The organism is Methylomonas sp. Kb3, assembly GCF_002834115.1.
Taxonomy (GTDB): domain Bacteria; phylum Pseudomonadota; class Gammaproteobacteria; order Methylococcales; family Methylomonadaceae; genus Methylomonas; species Methylomonas defluvii.
The window spans coordinates 33916-51843 of sequence record NZ_PIZT01000012.1; the positions used below are offsets into that span (position 1 = coordinate 33916).

18 protein-coding genes are annotated in these 17928 nt (G+C 51.4%); 2 read left to right on the forward strand and 16 right to left on the reverse strand.

Annotated elements, in window-relative coordinates; translation table 11 throughout:
- Positions 1-4: 4 nt before the first annotated feature.
- The 7 genes from CWO84_RS09705 to CWO84_RS09735 all read right to left on the reverse strand — a co-directional run bounded on the left by CWO84_RS09705 (position 5) and on the right by CWO84_RS09735 (position 3221).
- Positions 5-250 (reverse strand): hypothetical protein, encoded by a 246-nt coding sequence (locus CWO84_RS09705; RefSeq protein WP_051670503.1) that lies wholly within the window; start codon positions 248-250, stop codon positions 5-7.
- Positions 247-468: a hypothetical protein gene (locus CWO84_RS09710; protein ID WP_084153541.1), complete on the reverse strand. Its 222-nt coding sequence runs from the start codon at positions 466-468 to the stop codon at positions 247-249. The genes CWO84_RS09705 and CWO84_RS09710 overlap by 4 nt, the downstream gene beginning before the upstream one ends.
- 132 nt (positions 469-600) lie before the next feature.
- Positions 601-1206 (reverse strand): hypothetical protein, encoded by a 606-nt coding sequence (locus CWO84_RS09715; protein ID WP_033159278.1) that lies wholly within the window; start codon positions 1204-1206, stop codon positions 601-603.
- A gap of 25 nt (positions 1207-1231) precedes the next feature.
- Positions 1232-1498: a type II toxin-antitoxin system RelE/ParE family toxin gene (locus CWO84_RS09720; RefSeq protein ID WP_033159279.1), complete on the reverse strand. Its 267-nt coding sequence runs from the start codon at positions 1496-1498 to the stop codon at positions 1232-1234.
- Positions 1482-1706 (reverse strand): DUF6290 family protein, encoded by a 225-nt coding sequence (locus CWO84_RS09725; protein ID WP_033159280.1) that lies wholly within the window; start codon positions 1704-1706, stop codon positions 1482-1484. The genes CWO84_RS09720 and CWO84_RS09725 overlap by 17 nt, the downstream gene beginning before the upstream one ends.
- 18 nt (positions 1707-1724) lie before the next feature.
- Entirely contained in the window at positions 1725-2087 is a 363-nt protein-coding gene (locus CWO84_RS09730; RefSeq protein WP_020483227.1) for a DUF1640 domain-containing protein, read from the reverse strand.
- A gap of 15 nt (positions 2088-2102) precedes the next feature.
- Complete coding sequence (locus tag CWO84_RS09735; RefSeq protein WP_033159281.1) at positions 2103-3221, reverse strand: site-specific integrase; 1119 nt, start codon at positions 3219-3221, stop codon at positions 2103-2105.
- A 1217-nt stretch (positions 3222-4438) separates the two neighbouring features.
- Here CWO84_RS09735 and CWO84_RS09740 point away from each other — a divergent pair.
- Both CWO84_RS09740 and CWO84_RS09745 read left to right on the forward strand, forming a co-directional pair.
- Positions 4439-4945: a hypothetical protein gene (locus CWO84_RS09740; protein ID WP_033159282.1), complete on the forward strand. Its 507-nt coding sequence runs from the start codon at positions 4439-4441 to the stop codon at positions 4943-4945.
- Positions 4946-5186: 241 nt separating this feature from the next.
- A complete protein-coding gene (locus tag CWO84_RS09745; protein WP_033159283.1) occupies positions 5187-6044 on the forward strand; it encodes an SDR family oxidoreductase in 858 nt (285 codons plus the stop codon).
- Between the two features lie 46 nt (positions 6045-6090).
- Here the strand turns inward: CWO84_RS09745 and CWO84_RS09750 are convergent, their stop codons facing one another.
- The 9 genes from CWO84_RS09750 to pdxA form a co-directional block, all read right to left on the reverse strand.
- On the reverse strand, positions 6091-7593 hold the full coding sequence (locus CWO84_RS09750) for a B12-binding domain-containing radical SAM protein (protein ID WP_033159284.1): 1503 nt from the start codon (positions 7591-7593) through the stop codon (positions 6091-6093).
- A gap of 319 nt (positions 7594-7912) precedes the next feature.
- Positions 7913-10927 carry a FimV/HubP family polar landmark protein gene (locus tag CWO84_RS25160; protein ID WP_133120659.1) on the reverse strand — a complete coding sequence of 1005 codons (3015 nt, stop codon included), beginning with the start codon at positions 10925-10927 and terminating at the stop codon, positions 7913-7915.
- Between the two features lie 69 nt (positions 10928-10996).
- The gene (locus CWO84_RS09760) at positions 10997-12019 is read right to left on the reverse strand and encodes an aspartate-semialdehyde dehydrogenase (protein ID WP_033159286.1); all 1023 of its coding nucleotides are present in this window, start codon (positions 12017-12019) and stop codon (positions 10997-10999) included.
- A 5-nt stretch (positions 12020-12024) separates the two neighbouring features.
- Positions 12025-13104, reverse strand: coding sequence for a 3-isopropylmalate dehydrogenase (gene leuB / locus CWO84_RS09765; protein WP_033159287.1), 1080 nt, complete (start codon positions 13102-13104; stop codon positions 12025-12027).
- 21 nt (positions 13105-13125) lie between these two features.
- Positions 13126-13764, reverse strand: a complete 639-nt coding sequence (gene leuD / locus CWO84_RS09770) for a 3-isopropylmalate dehydratase small subunit (protein ID WP_033159288.1) — start codon at positions 13762-13764, stop codon at positions 13126-13128.
- A 3-nt stretch (positions 13765-13767) separates the two neighbouring features.
- Positions 13768-15174, reverse strand: coding sequence for a 3-isopropylmalate dehydratase large subunit (leuC, locus tag CWO84_RS09775; RefSeq protein ID WP_033159289.1), 1407 nt, complete (start codon positions 15172-15174; stop codon positions 13768-13770).
- Positions 15175-15270: 96 nt separating this feature from the next.
- On the reverse strand, positions 15271-15909 hold the full coding sequence (gene adk, locus CWO84_RS09780; RefSeq protein WP_033159290.1) for an adenylate kinase: 639 nt from the start codon (positions 15907-15909) through the stop codon (positions 15271-15273).
- A 163-nt stretch (positions 15910-16072) separates the two neighbouring features.
- Positions 16073-16864 carry a 16S rRNA (adenine(1518)-N(6)/adenine(1519)-N(6))-dimethyltransferase RsmA gene (gene rsmA / locus CWO84_RS09785; protein ID WP_033159291.1) on the reverse strand — a complete coding sequence of 264 codons (792 nt, stop codon included), beginning with the start codon at positions 16862-16864 and terminating at the stop codon, positions 16073-16075.
- A gap of 8 nt (positions 16865-16872) precedes the next feature.
- Positions 16873-17853: a 4-hydroxythreonine-4-phosphate dehydrogenase PdxA gene (gene pdxA, locus CWO84_RS09790; protein WP_101052433.1), complete on the reverse strand. Its 981-nt coding sequence runs from the start codon at positions 17851-17853 to the stop codon at positions 16873-16875.
- Positions 17854-17928: the final 75 nt, after the last annotated feature.

The window sequence follows — 17928 nt, forward strand, 5'->3', positions numbered from 1 at the left end:
CACCTCAAAGCCAGTTGCGTACAATCTGCTTATCTTCGGCAGTAAAGCTGTATTGGCCTGGATAGCATGAGTTGCCGTCCTTGTCGAAACGCTCTACACGGTCACACGGAACCGACAAGCCCTTTCTACGCAACCCTGCCACCAACTCAGGACCGTTTGAGCATCCGGCGATGTTGTCCAGGTTCTCGCGCATAATCGGATTATTTAATAGAGCGATTGCTACTCTTTTTTCGCGCGGGGATAGTTTCATTTTTTACCCCTTTGATTTTGACGTTCGACGCAAGCGAAAAACTCGGCTTCATCAATTAAAACTCGACGGCCAACACGCTTAAACGCAGTCGCAAAACCGTTAGTTTTCTCGTTAAATATTAAGTGACGTAATCCGCCTTGTGGTGGCCACGAGTGGTGCTTGTTCCATTCAGGAACAGGAATTAAGCGGTTGGCGGGTTGTGTTGCTGTAGTGGTCATGAATTACCCCTTACATTCAATTTTGATAAAGATTGATGTTTCGCCGCTTGGTGTTGTTGTTTGCGGCTTGGGGTAATTTTTCCGGTTAGGTGGGTAGTAAAACGATGTAGTAAAAGGTGGTAATTCGTGGGACTATTTTTTACTACGTCTTGCAAAACTGGCGTGGTTTGCCATCATGAACAGCTTGCGGCCTTTTTTCCATGCTGTTTCAAAACTACTTTCCTTGTCGAACAGCGATGGGTAATCATGCTCGCAAAGCTGCTGAATTATCCCTTTATCTCCGTCTGGGATTGCCATTGGTGAAAGTCTTTTTTGCTTGATAACCTCTAATATCGCTTTGTGCTGCTTTTCTAGTTTGGTAAGAGTTGTGTTGTCTTGCCAGTCGTGCGAAGGGTGAGATTCTTTTTCTGTAGGTTTACTATCGACTGAATTGGCCCACTTCCGAAAGACACTAATTTTTTTATTGATTCGCTCTAGTCTCGAATTATCGAACTCAGAGCGACCGGGCAGATTCGACAAGCGGTCGCGCTCCTTCTCTAGCTGTTTTGTCCATTCAACCTTGTAAAGACCTTGTGAGAAATAGTCATTTTCGATTCTTGCTTTTACAAAGAGCATACTGACGCTATTTTCAAGCAAAGCATCGACCGAAAACTTATCGGCGTTGATAGGCTTTTTGTGCTCAAAGACTGTTTCCGGCTCTATCGGGTTTTCTTTAAAAAAATCGTCTGTGTTAAACATCACTCTCCCCTGAAAATCGTGGCATTCATCGATAAATCTCCCGACGGTGACCTATCTCGATTATCAGTACCACCAATTCATCATCTTGGATTTGGCACAGCAATCGATAATCGCCGACGCGATACCTCCAGAGGTCGGACAAATTGCCTTGCAAGGCTTTGCCACTGGTGCGCGGGTTGTCTGTGGATTGGATGCGCTCTTGCAGAAAGGTAACGATGCGCTTTTGTACAGGCTTGTCCAATTTCTGCAAGTCCCGCTTGGCGTCGTCCGATAGCTCAATTGTCCAGGCCAAAGGCTTTCACCACATCATCTAGGCTATGGGAGATTTTTCCGCTGTCCAGATAACGCTGGTAAGCGGCTTCTGCACGCTTGGCGTCTTGGCTATCTTCCAGGTAGTCGAGTAGTGCGGTTTTAACCAGCTGGGCAGGGCTTAGTTGCTGTTGCTCGGCCAGCTCGGCCAGTACGCCAGCGGTTTCGTCGTCGAGTTCTAAAGTCATCATGGTTGGGCTCTCGCGCGACTAAATCAGGTGGGCGATTTTTAGCAATACGCCAATAATCAAACTGGTTTGCAGAAACCCAGCGCCGATAATCCAGCGTGTTAAATCCGCCTTGGTTTCCGCTATTTGTCTGCCGGTTTCGGCAATTTGCCGTCCTGTTTCAGCTCTGAGCATTTCAATATCATGGCGCAACGCGGTTTCAATCTCTTTCAAATCGCGCTTGGTGGCCACGTCGTCTAAATGGTAATCATGGCGCGCCTGTTCAAGGGTGCTGTCAGTGGCGCTGCGCTGTAGCTCGGTTAATACTTGCGCTTGGTCGTCACTAAAGCCCGCAGCTTTTAGACGGTTGGCAAATTGCAGGGTGTCAAATGGGATGGCGTTCATGGTTGTTCCTATGGGCTAAGGGTTAGCGCCGAATATCCGGCTGTTCATGCGTTCTACTACGCCGGCAATATGGCCGTCTGACAAGTGCGCGTAACGCTTCACCATGTCCAGGGTGCGGTGACCAAGGACGGCGGCAATATCGACCATGGACGCGCCGCCCATTGCTAAATAAGATGCCGTGCAATGTCTAAGGTCGTGCCAGCGAAAATTATTAACTTCGGCGCATTGTAAGGCATTCAACCACGCCTTTTTTAGCTCGATGGGCTTGTGTGGGTGAGTGGGAGAGGGAAAGACTAAAGCCGTGTCTAATCGTCTAACCTTGCTCAGTTTTTGCAGCTCGGCCAACGCTTGATTGGCTAACGGTACGCGCCGCCTGTCGCCGTTTTTGGTTGCGTGCAGAATGATGCAGGACTCGGACAGATTGACCACGCCCCAAGCGGTTTCGGTCGGCGGGCTTTCCGGTTCCCGCCAATACAGGTTCATGGTTTCCGATTGCCGCATGCCTGTGGATATAGCCAACACAAAGGCGGGGTAAAGCAATTCGTTTGGCGAATCCTTGCATGCCGCCGTTAGTCTGGATAATTCGCCGTCATCCAAAAAACGAACGATACCGCGCGGCAACTCTGGCATTTCAATGATGCCATCCTTGAGCGGGTTTTTCTCAATCCATCGCCATTCTAAGTGGCATATTTTCAAAACGTGGCCGATTGCGACAAAGTGGCGTTTGACGGTCGCAGCGGCTAGCGGCTTACCTTTGTTGCCGCCATGGTTTACTAACTTATCCCGACAGGTCACAAAATCTGTGATGCTCAAATCGGACAGTCGAAGGTAGCCTATTTCAGATTTCCACCATTCGAGAATCGGGCCGCGTATGCGTAGTTCGTTAGGTTTGAATTTGTTGGGGGCTACATCGGTTGCATATCGGTCTATCATCTCCACTACCGTGTGCTTTTTAGCTTCGGCTGTTTTGAAGTGCCGGCCCTCCTTGATTGCCGCTTCCGTTAATTGCGCCCACTTGCGTGCATCGGTCAGGCGGTTAAAACTTTCGTTTTGTGGCGGGCAGCCTTTCAGCCTAATTTGCACCGTATAGTAGGTCTCGCCGGTTTTGGTGGTGCGCTTGCGTATGTTTGCCATGTTGCCGCCTATGGGACAGCAATCGGCGTTTTGGTATGATGCCCTCAGCCATTGCTTAACCCTGTTCGTTAAGTGAGTCGGTCAGGGCTTGGTGATGTTGGTAGCGTCATCAGGCCCGTTTTGTTTGCGGGTTTAAGTATACTACGGCGTCACACTCACGTCACACTAAGCCACAAAAATCCATAACAAATAACAAAAGCTAGGCAAAGATGGTTGCAAGTAAGTATCTGATTTTTATTGTTATGTTTTGTTGTGCTTTGTGGTGGCTTTTGATTTGAAGCGCACTCCTAAGGGACAGGTCGGGCGTTCGAATCGTCTCCGGGACGCCATAACAGCCGTTACGGACTGCTTTTGGTTGACCAAAGCTCTCGCAATCGTTGCATCAAACGCCAGTTTAAAGTCTGGGTATGAGGCATAGTTTTTTGCAAATCCAACTCCCATGTGCGCTCAACGCTGATGGCGTTTTGAAATAGTTTTCCCGTGCGAGCTTATTTTTCTGCGCATCCGCTATCTTCATTATGAGTCTTGTAGCGGCCATGATTCATGCCAGTTTGGCTCGCTGATAAACTTCAATAGTTGGTCTTACAGGGTGGTAGCCCAGCCAGCAAAGCATCGTTCGTTAAAGGCTTTAATCAAAACTTAATATTTTGTTAATAAAGGATTAAGTTGCCGGCTGTAGAATCTCGGCATACCCAATTTCTAATTGCGGTTTTTAGTTTTGAACAACCGATTTGTCCGACAGATGCACGACTATTCATAAAGATGGAAGGCGTTTCTGTCTTAGCAATGGATTGTGGCGCATTATATTGCACGGTAGAGTTGGGAGCGATTGGTGGTGGGTAGCGGGGCTTGCATTCAGTGGTTTATGCCGTTGTATAGGGATAAGTCTAGGGAGAAAGCCGAAGGGGTATGCACCCTAATGTAGCCAGGTTATTCAAGTGGGTGCCATGCCTTTGTAAAAAGCGCCGTTTAAGTAAAGTCGTTTGAATATATCAATTCATCTATTGAACTTGATCTCTGTTTCAGGGATTAACCATTTTGAGCTATTGCCTTGCGATCAACGAATGTTCGGCAGTAGCGGCTTACGAGAGTTGAAGACTCGTAGTAAGCAGACAGAACTCTGCTAAAGCTGATGTTGTTATGCAATATCGGCTTCGGAGTATAAGGTGGCTAAAGGATAGCCGTTTGTTAACGTAAGTGAAAATGGGGAACAATCCATGAAAATGCTTTTATCTTTAAAACTTTGGCTTGCTGTTTGCCTGTTTGCAGTTTCGACTGCAAGCTCAGCAGGCATCATTTGGGAAGCTACTGACGGCGATAGTAATTTTATCTCCTTCGGTTCTAGTGCATTCCCATTTACTTCAAGTGACACCTTCGGTATCTTTGCTGCTACCGCTGATCTGGCTGCTGATGCACCTGTGTACACTTTTAACGGTGTAGGTAGCTTTGCCTCTGCTAGCCCTTTTAAATTGGGCCTGTTGACAGCAAGCGGTTGGGTTAGCGAAGCCGGTAATTACGAGCTGAGCGCTCCTAATACCTTCTTGTTGTCCTTTGTAAAACCTGGCGTGATTACCAACAACTTAAGCTTTCTGTTTGGATTTGATCTGAAAGCAGCCGCTAATCAAAATCCTGTCACTAGCGTGCCTCTCCCCGCTTCTGTATGGTTTATGACAAGTGCGTTGATGGGCTTTCTGTATATAGGTCGTCGTAAACAGGTCGTTTAATCCCAAGCTATCATTGGGCTTTTAGGCCGGTTGGAGTCCAGTACTCCACCCGGTTTTTTTATGCCTATTGAACAGAGGCCGGTTTGTTCATAAGTGCTTACACAAAGTTGTGAGCAAATCCGGCAACGCACTAAAATCAGCGCACTCATTTTCGAATGCGTTCGAGACACGGTTTTTATAGCGTTTATCTTGTTGCGGCAGGCCATAATAGGCGGTGTGCAGATTATCTTGGGTAAATACTATGGCGAAAATACTAGTGATCGGTTGTGGAGATATTGGCTATCCGGTGGCTTTGCGCTTGCACCAGCAGGGGCATCAGGTAACCGGGTTGAAGCGCAGCGCGCCGGCTGCCTCGACCCCGTTTCCCATTTTTATTGCCGATATAAGATTGGCCTCGTCATTGGTTACTTTACCAAGCAGCTTTGATGCGGTGATATTTATCGTAGCTCCCGATAGCCGACAGGCTGAGGAATATCAAGCGCTGTATGATGTTGGTTTGCGCAATTTGTTAGCGCATTTTGCGGCAGCTGAAACATCACCTTTTTGGTTGATGGTGTCGTCAACCAGTGTTTACGAACAGAATCGTGGCGAATGGGTTGATGAAACCAGTGTCACTGAACCGGCTAGCGCCACGAGCCGCCGGCTGGCTGCGGCGGAGAAACGCTTGTGGATTGCGAGTGACCGCAGTTGCGTCGTGCGTTTTTCCGGAATTTATGGGCCGGGTCGTGATTGGTTATTACGCCGAGTGGAGCGAGGGGAGGGCATCCAACAGCAACCGCCCAGTTATACCAACCGCATTCACTCGGAGGATTGTGTGGCGGTGTTGTTATTTTTACTGGAAAAACAACTCGCGGGTGTAGCCTTGGAGCCTTGCTATCTGGCGACCGACGATGAGCCGGCCCCGCTTTGGGAAGTGATGAGTTGGTTGGCCGAACAATTTGCTTGTCCTCAGCCTCCACCGTTGTTATTAGCTCCAGATGCCCCACAAAACAAACGCTGTCGCAACACCAGGCTCAAGGCCTTGGGTTACCGCTTTTTGTACCCTAGCTATCGGGATGGTTATGCAACCGTGCGACCGTTGCCGGGCGCGGATGGGTGAACTCAATACCTTTAAGCCTCTTCATGTTATTCAAGCTCAAGCAAGTTTATAGGTGTTGAGTTTGCCGTTTATTCGCCACACCGCGCTTCGTCGCGAACACTGTTGCGGCTTGTTGTAAGAACGCCGGCTGACTTTTTTCGCCGCTCCTTCGATAGTCCTCGTCTAACGCTGCCATCGCTTCGGCTGGTGGTACAAATAGTGTGTCAGTCATGACCGAGTAGGTTAATTCGAATAAGCGTTTCAAAGCAATTTGCCAGGTACTGTCCGTTAAGGCGTATAGCGCATCGCTGAATTGTAAAAAGCGGGTAAACGGTTGTTCGGCGACAATGAGCGGCAAACTCGCGGCAAACCGGCCTGAGTTGCCGATTAAATCCCAAAAGCGGGCGAATCGCGTAATACGTTGCAAGTCAGTAAAACTTATATCTCGCGTGCTGAGAATGGCGTAGGGTGGCAGCGGGTCATAACGTAGCTGGTACGCTTCATTGTGTCGGTTGATTGGTGCGCCGCGCAGGCGTTTTAAAATCCCGACCTGAATTTCTTGGGGGTTGAGTGCAAACAGTTTGTCGAAACTGGCACCGAAGCCGGCAAGAGTGTCGCCAGGCAGGCCGGCAATTAAATCGGCATGAATATGGGCGTTGGAATGTTGCCGGAGCCAGCTTAAATTGGCTTCGGTCTTCTGGTTATCCTGTTTGCGGCTGATCAGATGTTGGATGGCAGGATCAAAGGTTTGCACACCCACTTCAAATTGCAGTACACCGGGCGGAAATTGGCTGATGGCCTGCTTCAGACGTTCAGGCAAATTGTCCGGAATCACTTCAAAGTGCAAATATAGATCTTCGCTCAAGCGAGCCAAAAAAAACTCAAGGATAGCAACGCTGTTGTCTACTTTTAGATTGAAGGTGCGGTCGATGAACTTAAAGTGTCGTGCACCGCGCCGGTATAGAATTTCCATTTCGCGCAAAAAGCCGTTTAAGTTGAACGGTTTGGCGGTAGTGTCCAGCGACGACAGGCAAAATTCGCATTTGAACGGACAGCCGCGCGATGCTTCCACGTAGATAATCCGTTGACGGATGTCGGTTTCCGTATAGTGTGGATATGGCGACGCCAGGGTGTCCAATGCGGCCATCTCGCCAGCCACGATTTTTTCGGTTGGTTTAAATCCTGACAGCAACTGCCGGCATAATTGCGGAAAACTTAATTCGCCGTTACCGGTGACGACATAGTCCGCCGATTCGGCAATGCTTGGTAAATCGGGCGGATGACTGACTTCCGGCCCGCCAAGTACGATGATAATTTCCGGTGCGACTTGTTTCAGGATGGCTATCACGGCGCTGATTTCCGCCACATTCCAGATATAAACGCCAAGGCCGATAATCCGCGCTTGTTGTTGCAGTAGTTTTTCGACAATTTCGATTGGGCGCTGCTGGATGCCGAATTCTAATAAGACCGTGTCCGTTTGCAACGTGCCCATGTTGGCGTAGAGATAGCGTAAGCCAAAAGCAGTGTGAATGTATCGGGCGTTGAGGGTAGATATAACGATACGGGGCATGTCTGATGTGGCGGATGGCTTCTAAATTGCGGTAATGCGCCAGCATAGCATCAATTTGGTGTTGGAAGCTGCTCTCGGCTGGTCTGCAAATGCAGGCTACGCGCTAGTGCAAACTATTGTGGAAACTGGCATTGTGCTGAAAATGCCCGGCTGTAGCAGCTTGGTTGGGTGAGTGATGTTGCCGAGTTCTGATTAGGCTGGCGATAGTTTGGGAATAAAACGCTTGTGCTAAACGGCCTATGAAATAACTGAGCCGCTACCGATTTTTCCAAAAAGCGGGATCTAACAATTTAGACGAATCGGCTGCTGCAATCGATGCTTATTTAAGTTCGTCAAGTAAAGCCTGTGCGGCTTGTTGTTGTTGTTTTGAGCCTTTGGACAAGACATCCTCGGCTATCAATTTTGCCGCCTCGGTGTCGCCCATATCGATATAGGCTTTCGCCAAATCGATTTTGGTTTCGAATTCGTCCATATCGGTCAAATCGGAAACCCCCAACTCAAACTCGTCGGTGTCTGTAGTGCTGATGATTGGCGTGTCAAAGTCGAAGTTAAAATCGAACTCGCCGCTCGGTTGCGCAGATGTTTCCAAAACCTGATCTGAAGATTGGGCTGATTTCGGGGTGATATTGTCAAAATCGGAAAAATCGAATGTTTCCAGTTTCAACTGCGATTCTAAATTCAGTTCAGGTTCGATGCTTAGGCTGTCGTCAGTTTGCGCTTTGGAGGTGATGCTGTCGAAGTCGAAATCGAAACTGTCTGCGTCCGCTAACGCTTCTTTGCTGCCGTCCGTAAGGTCTGAAGCGGTCTTTTTTATGCCATCGAAATCACTAAAGTCGAATGATTCTATATCTGTTGATATCTCGGCTTTTGCGGCATCCTCGTTAGATTTATCCGCAGTTGCTTCCGGAGTTGCATTGTCGACATCGAAGTTAAAATCGAAACTCTCCAAAGCATCGATCGAGTTAGGAGATTTTGTTTCCATCTCCTCTTTGTTGTCAGTCGTTTCGGATTCAGTATCCGCAGCAATTTCGGCAAAACTGGCAAAATCCAAAGATTCAAGCGCCAAAGCAGCCGAATCCGCTTCAGTTTTTTCCGAGTCAGAATCTAGCGCAAAGTCGAAGTCGAACGATTCTATGTCATCGTTGCTGGAAACTGCGGCACTTTCCGTGGTTTCGATAGTCTTCGCCGCAGATTTAGAAGCAGGTGGCTGATCGAAATCAATACTTTCGATATTTGCATCGGCTTGCTTGTTTTCAAGCGGTGACCTGGCGCTGCCGCCGAAACTTCCCAAATCAAAATCCAGTCCGTTGTCTTCGAGTGCCAAATCTTTATCGATATTCAGATCCGACAAATCGTCGTCGAGCTGCGCAAAGCCCTTATCCAAATCGATAATTTCCGTGTCGGCCACGGTGGAACTCGCTGCGCTAACACTAGTATCGCCTTTGCTGATGGGCGCTGTGGTAGCGGCAAAACTGCCGCCAAACAAGGCTAAATCTGGGACGATTTCTTTAGCCATATCCGTGACTTTTTTCCAGAATGGCTTATCGGCTTGTTTGCCGGCATCGGCCAGTTCTTGCGCATAACCGGCAAAGCCGTCTTTGTTTTCACTGGCGTAATAGATTTCCAGTAATTTCAGTTTGCATTCGTCGCGGTTAGGCTGTTCGCTTATTGCATGGCGGATCAGTTCTTCCGCTTGTTGATAGCGGCCATACGCCAAGTATACGTCGGCTTCCGAGATCGGATCAACTTCATTTTGATCGGTGTCGAAGGCATCGAAATCGCTAGGAGTAAAGTCGCTGATAAACGAACTTTCGCCTACAGTACCGACGTCGTATTCATCGGTACTGCTAATGTCCATAATCGGTACGGAAAGGCTGCTCTCAGAATCGGGCAGCCGAATTTGACTGGCCGATGCGAACATGCTTTCGGTGTTGGTGCGTTCGTCGATTTTACGTTTGCGCCATAACAACCAGCCCAGCAAGCCCAAAATACCAGTACCTAAGGTGCCGGCAACCCAGTAGTAAGCATCCGAGCTAAATAAGCCTTCGTCTTCTGCAACAACCGGTGGAGGTGGCGGCGGAGTAACTTTGGGTGCGGGTGGAACAATAGGCTTGGGCGCCGGTGGTGTCACCACTGCAGGTTCGGAAACCGATGGTTGCGGAGTCGGAGTCGGCATTACTGCCGGAGCTGGGGCCTCGGGGCTGGCAACGGGTGGCTGAGGTGCCGGTTGCGCGGGCTGAGGGCTAGGCTCGGCCGTTGCTGGTTTATTGTTTTGTAAAGTGGCTAGTTGCTGATCTTTTAAGGCCAGCAATTGCTGCATCATGCCTAGTTGTTGCTCGAGCTTTTCGATGCGAGCTTGTAATTCCAGGTCTTTCCCTTCGCTGGCTTGATCAGCAGCGCTATTTAAAGCAGGATTGGCTGTCGCAGCCGAATTTTGTTCGGTTTTTGTTGAACCCGTGCCGGCGGCCTTCGCTTCGGTAGGTGCTACCAATTCGAGCGCTTTCTTGGTGGTTTCTGCTTGTGCGGTTTCCGGCTTGACCTGCTTATTGGCGGCTTTTCGCTCATTTTGCGCTTGTCTTTGTGCCGGATTCATAATTGCGTCCGGCTCAGGAATCTTTAAGGTGGCGCCTTCTTTCAGCGAATTGATATTGCCGTTGTTAAATGCGTCCGGATTGGCTCTGTACAAAGCGGTCAACATTTTCTGGGTCGGAATGTTCTTTTCCTGGCCCACTTGGGTGGCGATACTCCATAAAGTATCCGATTTTTGGATAGGGCCGAATTCGCCGCTAGTGGGTGTTTCTGGCGTAATGTTGTCGGCAGGGGCGGCTCGCACTGCTCGCTTTGGTGCAGTTCGAGTTCTCTTGATCGGGCGCTCTAGTGGCTCAATGGGTTCGGCACTGTAACCGCTGGTTTCCACGACAGGCGTGACCGGTTGGTTATAAGCGGCCGGTGGGTCGATGAGCAATGTGAACTCGCGCATCATGCTGCCTTGCGGCCAAGTGACTTCCAACAGGAAATCCAGAAACGGCTCTGTCAACGCTTCCCTTGAGGAGACTTTTACGATGATGGAGCCGTTTGCTTGCACAACCGGCTCCAACTTGATCTTGGACAGAAAATAATTCCAAACTACGCCGGCTTGGTCAAATTTTTCCGGCGGGGCCAATTTTACCGAGACATCGGCCGGATTTTCGCCCGGTGCGACGCTGAGTCTGATTTCGGCATTGAGTTTTTGGTTTAGGGCAGAATGTAATTCAATTTCGCCGATACCTAAGGGTTGGGCACTGACTGGTGCCAGTAACGATACAACCGCTAAGGCTTTAGTTAAATTGCTCACATTGCTTTCCTTCACTTGTAATACCTCGGTACTTACTGACCCACTATAAAACACAGAGCTAAGCGTAGACTAGATGTAGCTTTTTACCAGCACTTCGGCTATTTGCACACTGTTAAGCGCAGCACCTTTTCTGACGTTATCACTCACTACCCATAGATCTATGCCGGTCGGATGGGAAATATCCTCGCGGATTCTGCCGACAAATACATCGTCGTTGCCGGATGATTCCGTCACCGCCGTTGGATAACCGCCGTTCTCACGTTCGTCCAACAACGTTACCCCGGGGGCAGACGCCAACAGCTCGCGAACCTGCTCAGCGGAAATCTTGGTTTTAGTCTCGATATGCACAGCTTCCGAATGTCCAAAAAACACAGGCACCCGCACCGCTGTGGGGTTGACCAGAATATCGGCATCACCGAGGATTTTTCGAGTTTCCCAGACCATTTTCATCTCTTCCTTGGTGTAGCCGTTATCCATGAAGACATCGATTTGCGGCAACACGTTGAAAGCAATTTGCTTTGGATACACGCTAGGCTCGACCGGCTTGGCATTCAACAAATTCGCGGTTTGCGTGGCTAATTCCTCAATCGCTTCCTTGCCCGTGCCGGACACTGCTTGATAGGTGGCAACGTTGATGCGGCTGATACCTGCCGCATCGTAGATCGGTTTCAAGGCCACCAACATCTGGATGGTCGAGCAATTGGGGTTGGCGATAATGCCGCGATTTTTGTAGTCGGCAACTTTTTCCGGATTGACTTCCGGCACCACCAACGGAATGTCGTCGTCGTAGCGAAATTGCGAGGTGTTGTCGATCACCACACAGCCGGCCGCGGCGGCTTTGGGCGCATACTCCGCAGACACTGACGCGCCGGGAGAAAATAAGCCGATCTGCACTTTCGAGAAATCGAAGGTCGCCAAATCTTCCACCACCAGCGACCCGTCTTTAAACGGGATACGTTTGCCGGCCGAGCGCTCGCTGGCTAATGCATAGACTTTGCCCACCGGAAAATTGCGTTCTTCCAAAATGGAAATCATGGTTTCGCCGACCGCGCCAGTGGCGCCGACGACTGCTACATCATAAGTTTTAGACATATTGCTTATCCTTTTAAGGCGTTAAGAACAGCATCGCCCATGCCGGAAGTGCTGACTTTGGTCATGCCTTCCGAATAAATGTCCGCGGTTCTGACTTTACTATCCAATGCGCTGTTCACCGCGCGTTCGATACGCTCGGCGGCTTCCGGCTGGTTAAATGTATAACGCAGCATCATCGCCACCGACAAAATGGTCGCCAGCGGATTGGCGATACCTTGGCCGGCAATGTCAGGCGCGGAACCGTGAATCGGTTCATACATGCCCTTGGCATTGGCATCCAGGGAAGCCGACGGCAGCATGCCGATGGAGCCGGTCAGCATAGCGGCGATGTCGGACAGAATGTCGCCGAACATATTACTGGTGACGATCACATCAAATTGTTTCGGCGCCCGTACCAGTTGCATCGCAGCATTATCGACATACATATGACTCAGTTGTACGTCCGGATAGTCCTTACCCACTTCGGTCATCACGCTGCGCCATAGTTCGGTCACTTCCAGCACATTGGCTTTATCGACCGAGCACAGTTTTTTGTGACGTTTTTGCGCAATCTTGAATGCGGAATGGGCGATGCGGCGGATTTCCGATTCGCTGTAAATCTTGGTATTGATGCCGACTTTCTCGCCGTTTTCGGCCACATGCACACCGCGCGGCTGGCCGAAATAAATGCCGCCGGTCAATTCGCGGACGATCATGAGGTCCAGGCCCGACACCACTTCCGGTTTCAAGGTCGATGCGTCGACCAATTGCGGATACAAAATCGCCGGACGCAGGTTAGAGAACAGATTCAACTCGGAGCGAATGCCCAATAAGCCGCGTTCCGGACGTACCGCATGGGCCAGCGGCTCCCACTTAGGGCCGCCGACCGCACCCAGCAGCACCGCATCAGCGTTTTTGCACAGATTCAGCGTGGTTTGCGGCAGGGGAGTGCCGAAAGCGTCATACGCCGCGCCACCAATCAAGGCGTTCTCGAAAACCAACCCCAGATTCATGTCGGTATTTAGAAAGCTCAAGACCTTGATCGCTTCGGCGACAATTTCCGGTCCGATGCCGTCGCCGGCCAGGACTGCTATTTTTTTGGGCATTTTTTTACCTTTCAGTGGCGCTTATGCGTCTTTGAACAACCACGGTGCGCGATTGGCGCGCTCGGCTTCGTAACTCTTGATTTTGTCGGCATGTTGCAGGGTAAGTGCGATGTCGTCCAGGCCGTTCAGCAAGCGGTAGCGGCGGTTTTCATCGACAGTAAAGGCAATGTTTTGTCCGCTCGGCGTGGTAATGGTTTGGCTTTGCAGATCGACCGTCAATTGGTAACCGTCGACAACTTCCTTGAACAACAGGTCCACGGTTTCCGCCGGCAACACAATCGGCAGAATGCCGTTTTTAAAACAGTTGTTGAAGAAAATGTCGGCAAAGCTTGGGGCGATGATCACCCGGAACCCATAGTCTTCCAGTGCCCACGGTGCGTGTTCGCGCGATGAACCGCAACCGAAGTTTTCCCGGGTCAGCAGAATCTGCGCCCCTTTGTATTGCGGTTGGTTCAAAACAAAATCCTTGTTCAACGGACGGTTGGTGCAATCCATTTCCGGTTCGCCATGATCCAAATAACGCCATTCGTCGAACAAATATGGACCGAAGCCGGCGCGGCGGATCGATTTCAAAAACTGTTTGGGGATGATCGCGTCGGTGTCGATATTGGCGCGGTCCATCGGCACCACCAGGGCGGTTAAAGTGGTAAAAGCCTGCATGATTTAAGCCTCCTCGGCGACGTTGACAAAGTGGCCGGCAATCGCAGCAGCGGCAGCCATGGCGGGACTCACCAAGTGAGTACGGCCGCCGTAGCCCTGACGGCCTTCAAAGTTACGATTCGAGGTCGAAGCGCAATGTTCGCCGGCATCCAGACGGTCGGCGTTCATCGCCAGGCACATCGAGCAACCCGGTTCGCGCCACTCAAAGTCGGCGGCGGTGAAGATTTTGTCCAGGCCTTCCGCTTCGGCTTGTTGTTTGATCAAACCCGAGCCGGGCACTACCAACACTTGTTTGACCGACGCAGCTTTTTTGCGGCCTTTGATCGCCGCAGCCGCGGCGCGCAAATCTTCGATGCGCGAGTTGGTGCAGGAACCGATAAACACCTTATCCAGCTTGATGTCGGTGATTTTTTGGCCGGCTGTTAAGCCCATGTATTGCAGGGCGCGTTCGATGCTTTGCTTCTTGACCGGATCGGCTTCCTGAACAGGATCGGGGATGGATGCATCCACCGGTAATACCATTTCCGGCGACGTGCCCCAGCTGACTTGCGGTTTGATCGCGGCCGCGTCGAATTCGATGACTTTGTCGAATTTGGCGTCGGCGTCGGAATGCAGTTTTTCCCAGTAACGGACCGCCATATTCCAGTCCTCGCCTTTGGGCGAATAAGGCCGGCCTTGGTAAAACTCGATGGTTTTCTCGTCGCAACCAATCAAACCGGCACGGGCACCGGCTTCGATAGCCATATTGCAGACCGTCATGCGGCCTTCCATGCTCAGCGCGCGAATCGCGTCACCACCGAATTCGATGGTGTAACCGGTGCCGCCGGCAGTACCGATCTGGCCGATGATCGCCAACACGATGTCTTTGGCGGTGACGCCCGGACCGGTTTTGCCGTTGACTTTAATCAGCATGTTTTTAGCTTTTTTCTGCACCAGCGTTTGGGTGGCCAGGGCGTGTTCCACTTCCGAGGTGCCGATACCGAAGGCCAGTGCGGCAGAGGCACCGTGGGTTGACGTGTGCGAGTCGCCGCAGACCACGGTCATGCCGGGCAGGGTGGCGCCTTGTTCCGGGCCGACCACGTGGACGATGCCTTGGCGGATGTCGGCCATATCGAATTCGGTGATGCCGAACTCGGCGCAGTTGTTTTCCAGGGTTTGTACTTGCAGACGGGAAACCGGGTCGGCGATGCCTTGCGCGCGGCCGGAGGTCGGCACGTTATGGTCGGCGACGGCCAGATTGCGGGCGACCCGCCACGGTTGGCGGCCGGACATGCGCATGCCGTCGAAAGCTTGCGGTGAAGTCACTTCGTGCAGCAACTGCCGGTCGATATAGATCAGGCACGAGCCGTCGTCTTCGGTATGGACGACGTGGTCGTCCCAGAGTTTGTCGTATAAGGTTTTACCTGCCATTTGGATTTCTCTTTTTAGGTGGTGTACGCATTGATGCCCTTTGGGGTATCGCGTACCGAAAGCTAAAAGGTACGTGTTGCGTACCCTACGAAGTTTTTATGCCAACACCGCTAACACTTTGTCGGTGATTTCGCTCACCGAACCGACACCAGCAATCGACGCGAATTTGGCGCTTTGATCGGGGGCGGAATAAAAGCCGACCAGCGGTTTGGTTTGCTCGTGATACACGCTTAAGCGCTTGCGAACGGTTTCTTCTTTATCGTCGTCGCGTTGGATCAAAGGCTCGTTTGTAACATCGTCCAAGCCCTCCTGTTTCGGTGGATTGAACACCACGTGATAGGTACGGCCCGAGGCCATATGCACGCGCCTGCCGCTCATGCGTTTGATGATCTCTTCGTCATCGACGGCAATTTCCACGACGTAATCCAGTTCTACGCCCATTTTTGCCAGACCTTCCGCTTGTGCAATCGTGCGCGGAAATCCATCGAGCAAAAAGCCATTTTTGCAATCGTCCTGAGTGATGCGGTCTTTAATCAAACCCAAGATGATGTCATCGGAAACCAGGCCGCCTGCATCCATGATTTTTTTGGCTTCAATACCCAGCGGGGTGCCTTCGCGGACGGCGGCGCGCAGCATGTCGCCGGTGGAAATTTGCGGAATCGCGAACTTCTCCGTGATGAACTGGGCTTGGGTGCCTTTGCCCGAGCCGGGGCTGCCTAACAGGATAATGCGCATATCAATCACTCCAGTGTATGAATCAGGTTGGTTGCCCTATATAAAGAGAGCCGGCTCAAGCGCATCAGTTCGTGAGCCTGGCGGAAAAATCCTGCATTTTATCGCACTTGTCCTGTAAATGCCGTCAAATCTTGTTGAACTGGCGGCGCGAGGAGTTGCGAGCTTAACTGGCGGTGCTTGCTTGGCTGTGAGTGCTGAGCAGGGCGAACTCGGCCAGGCTAATCGACTCCGCACGTAAATTGGCGTCGATGCCAAGCTCGATAATCTGCTGCTCGGAGATGAAGTTTTTCAGCGAATTGCGGATGGTTTTTCGGCGCTGCGAAAAAGCCTGGGTCACCAATTGGCTAAAGCTTTTTAGGTCTGGAATGTCGACCGGCGGTTGGCTGTGTGGGGTCAGGCGGACGATGGCCGACATCACTTGCGGAATCGGATCGAAACTTTCCGGTGGCACGTCGAACAGCAATTCGGTTTCACAGTAATACTGCATCATCACGCTCAACCGGCCGTATGTCTTGCTGCCGGGCTCGGCGCAAATGCGGTCCACCACTTCTTTTTGCAGCATGAACAGCATATCTTCCACGCAATCGGTGGATTCCAGCAGATGAAACATCAGCGGTGTGGAGATGTTGTAGGGCAGGTTGCCGATGATGCGCAGTTTCTCGCCGGCTTTTGCCAGCGCGGCAAAATCGAAATTCAAGGCATCCGCACTATGCACGGTCAAATTGCTGTGGTCGGCAAACTGTTTTTGCAGGCGGCTCACTAAATCCCGGTCCAGCTCGACCACATCGAGTTTAGCGCCCGATTCCAGCAAAGGCAGCGTTAGTGCGCCCAGGCCGGGACCGATTTCCACCCAATGTTGGCCAGCCTGCGGATGGGCACTGGCTAGAATGTTGTAAATGATACTGTGATCGTGCAGAAAATTCTGGCCGAAACGTTTGCGGGCGGTGTGGGTCATTTTTAGTTTTATAGGTGGGGAATCATATCCAGTGCAGTCTGCAGTGCAAATCGCAAACTGCCGAGATTGGCTTTGCCGATGCCGGCCAGTTCCAGCGCGGTGCCGTGGTCGACCGAAGTGCGGATAATCGGCAGGCCGAGGGTAATGTTGACGGCCTGTCCGAAGCCTTTGTATTTCAATACCGGTAGACCTTGGTCGTGATACATCGCTAACACGGCGTCGGCGGTTTCCAGGTATTTGGGTGTAAACAGGGTGTCGGCGGGTAGCGGGCCGTATAGGTGAATGCCTTCGCAACGCAGGCGCTCCAACGTCGGCTCGATAATCTCGATTTCTTCCCGGCCGAGATGGCCGCTTTCGCCCGCGTGCGGGTTAAGGCCGCAGACCAAGATTTTCGGGTCGGTAATGTTGAAGCGTTGGCGCAGGTCGAGGTCCAGCAACCGGATAACGGTCGCCAATGCATCCGAGGTGATGGCGGCGCTTACTTCTGACAGCGGCAGATGCGTGGTCGCCAAAGCGACGCGCAGGCCGGGTGTCGCCAGCATCATGACTGGGGTGCCGCCGGTCAGTTCGGCGATAAATTCGGTGTGGCCGCTGAAGGGAATGTTTGCGTCGTTGATCACGCCTTTGTGGACCGGGCCGGTCACCATTGCGGCAAATGCACCGCTCATGCAGCCCAAGGTGGCTTGGCGGATGGTTTCCAGAACATAAGGGCTATTGTTTGGATTCAGGCGTCCGCAAACGGCTGGTTCGCTTAGGCTGATGGGTAGCACGGTTAGGGTGCCGGCTTGCTGTTTGTTAACAGCTTGATCGATGTCGAAAAGTTGAATGGCCAGTGGCAGACCAAGCTGCTCCGCCCTTTGCTGCAATAGTTCCGGATCGGCAATGGCAACGAGTTGACAAACCTGTTCCTGCTGCGCCAGTTGTATGCATAAGTCCGGGCCGACGCCGGCCGGTTCGCCTGGCGTCAAAGCGATGCGAGGTATAGACATATTAACTCCCAAATCGAACCGGTGAATGATGCAGCGTAAACCGAGCCAAGACTTGTTTATTGTCTATCTGTGCAC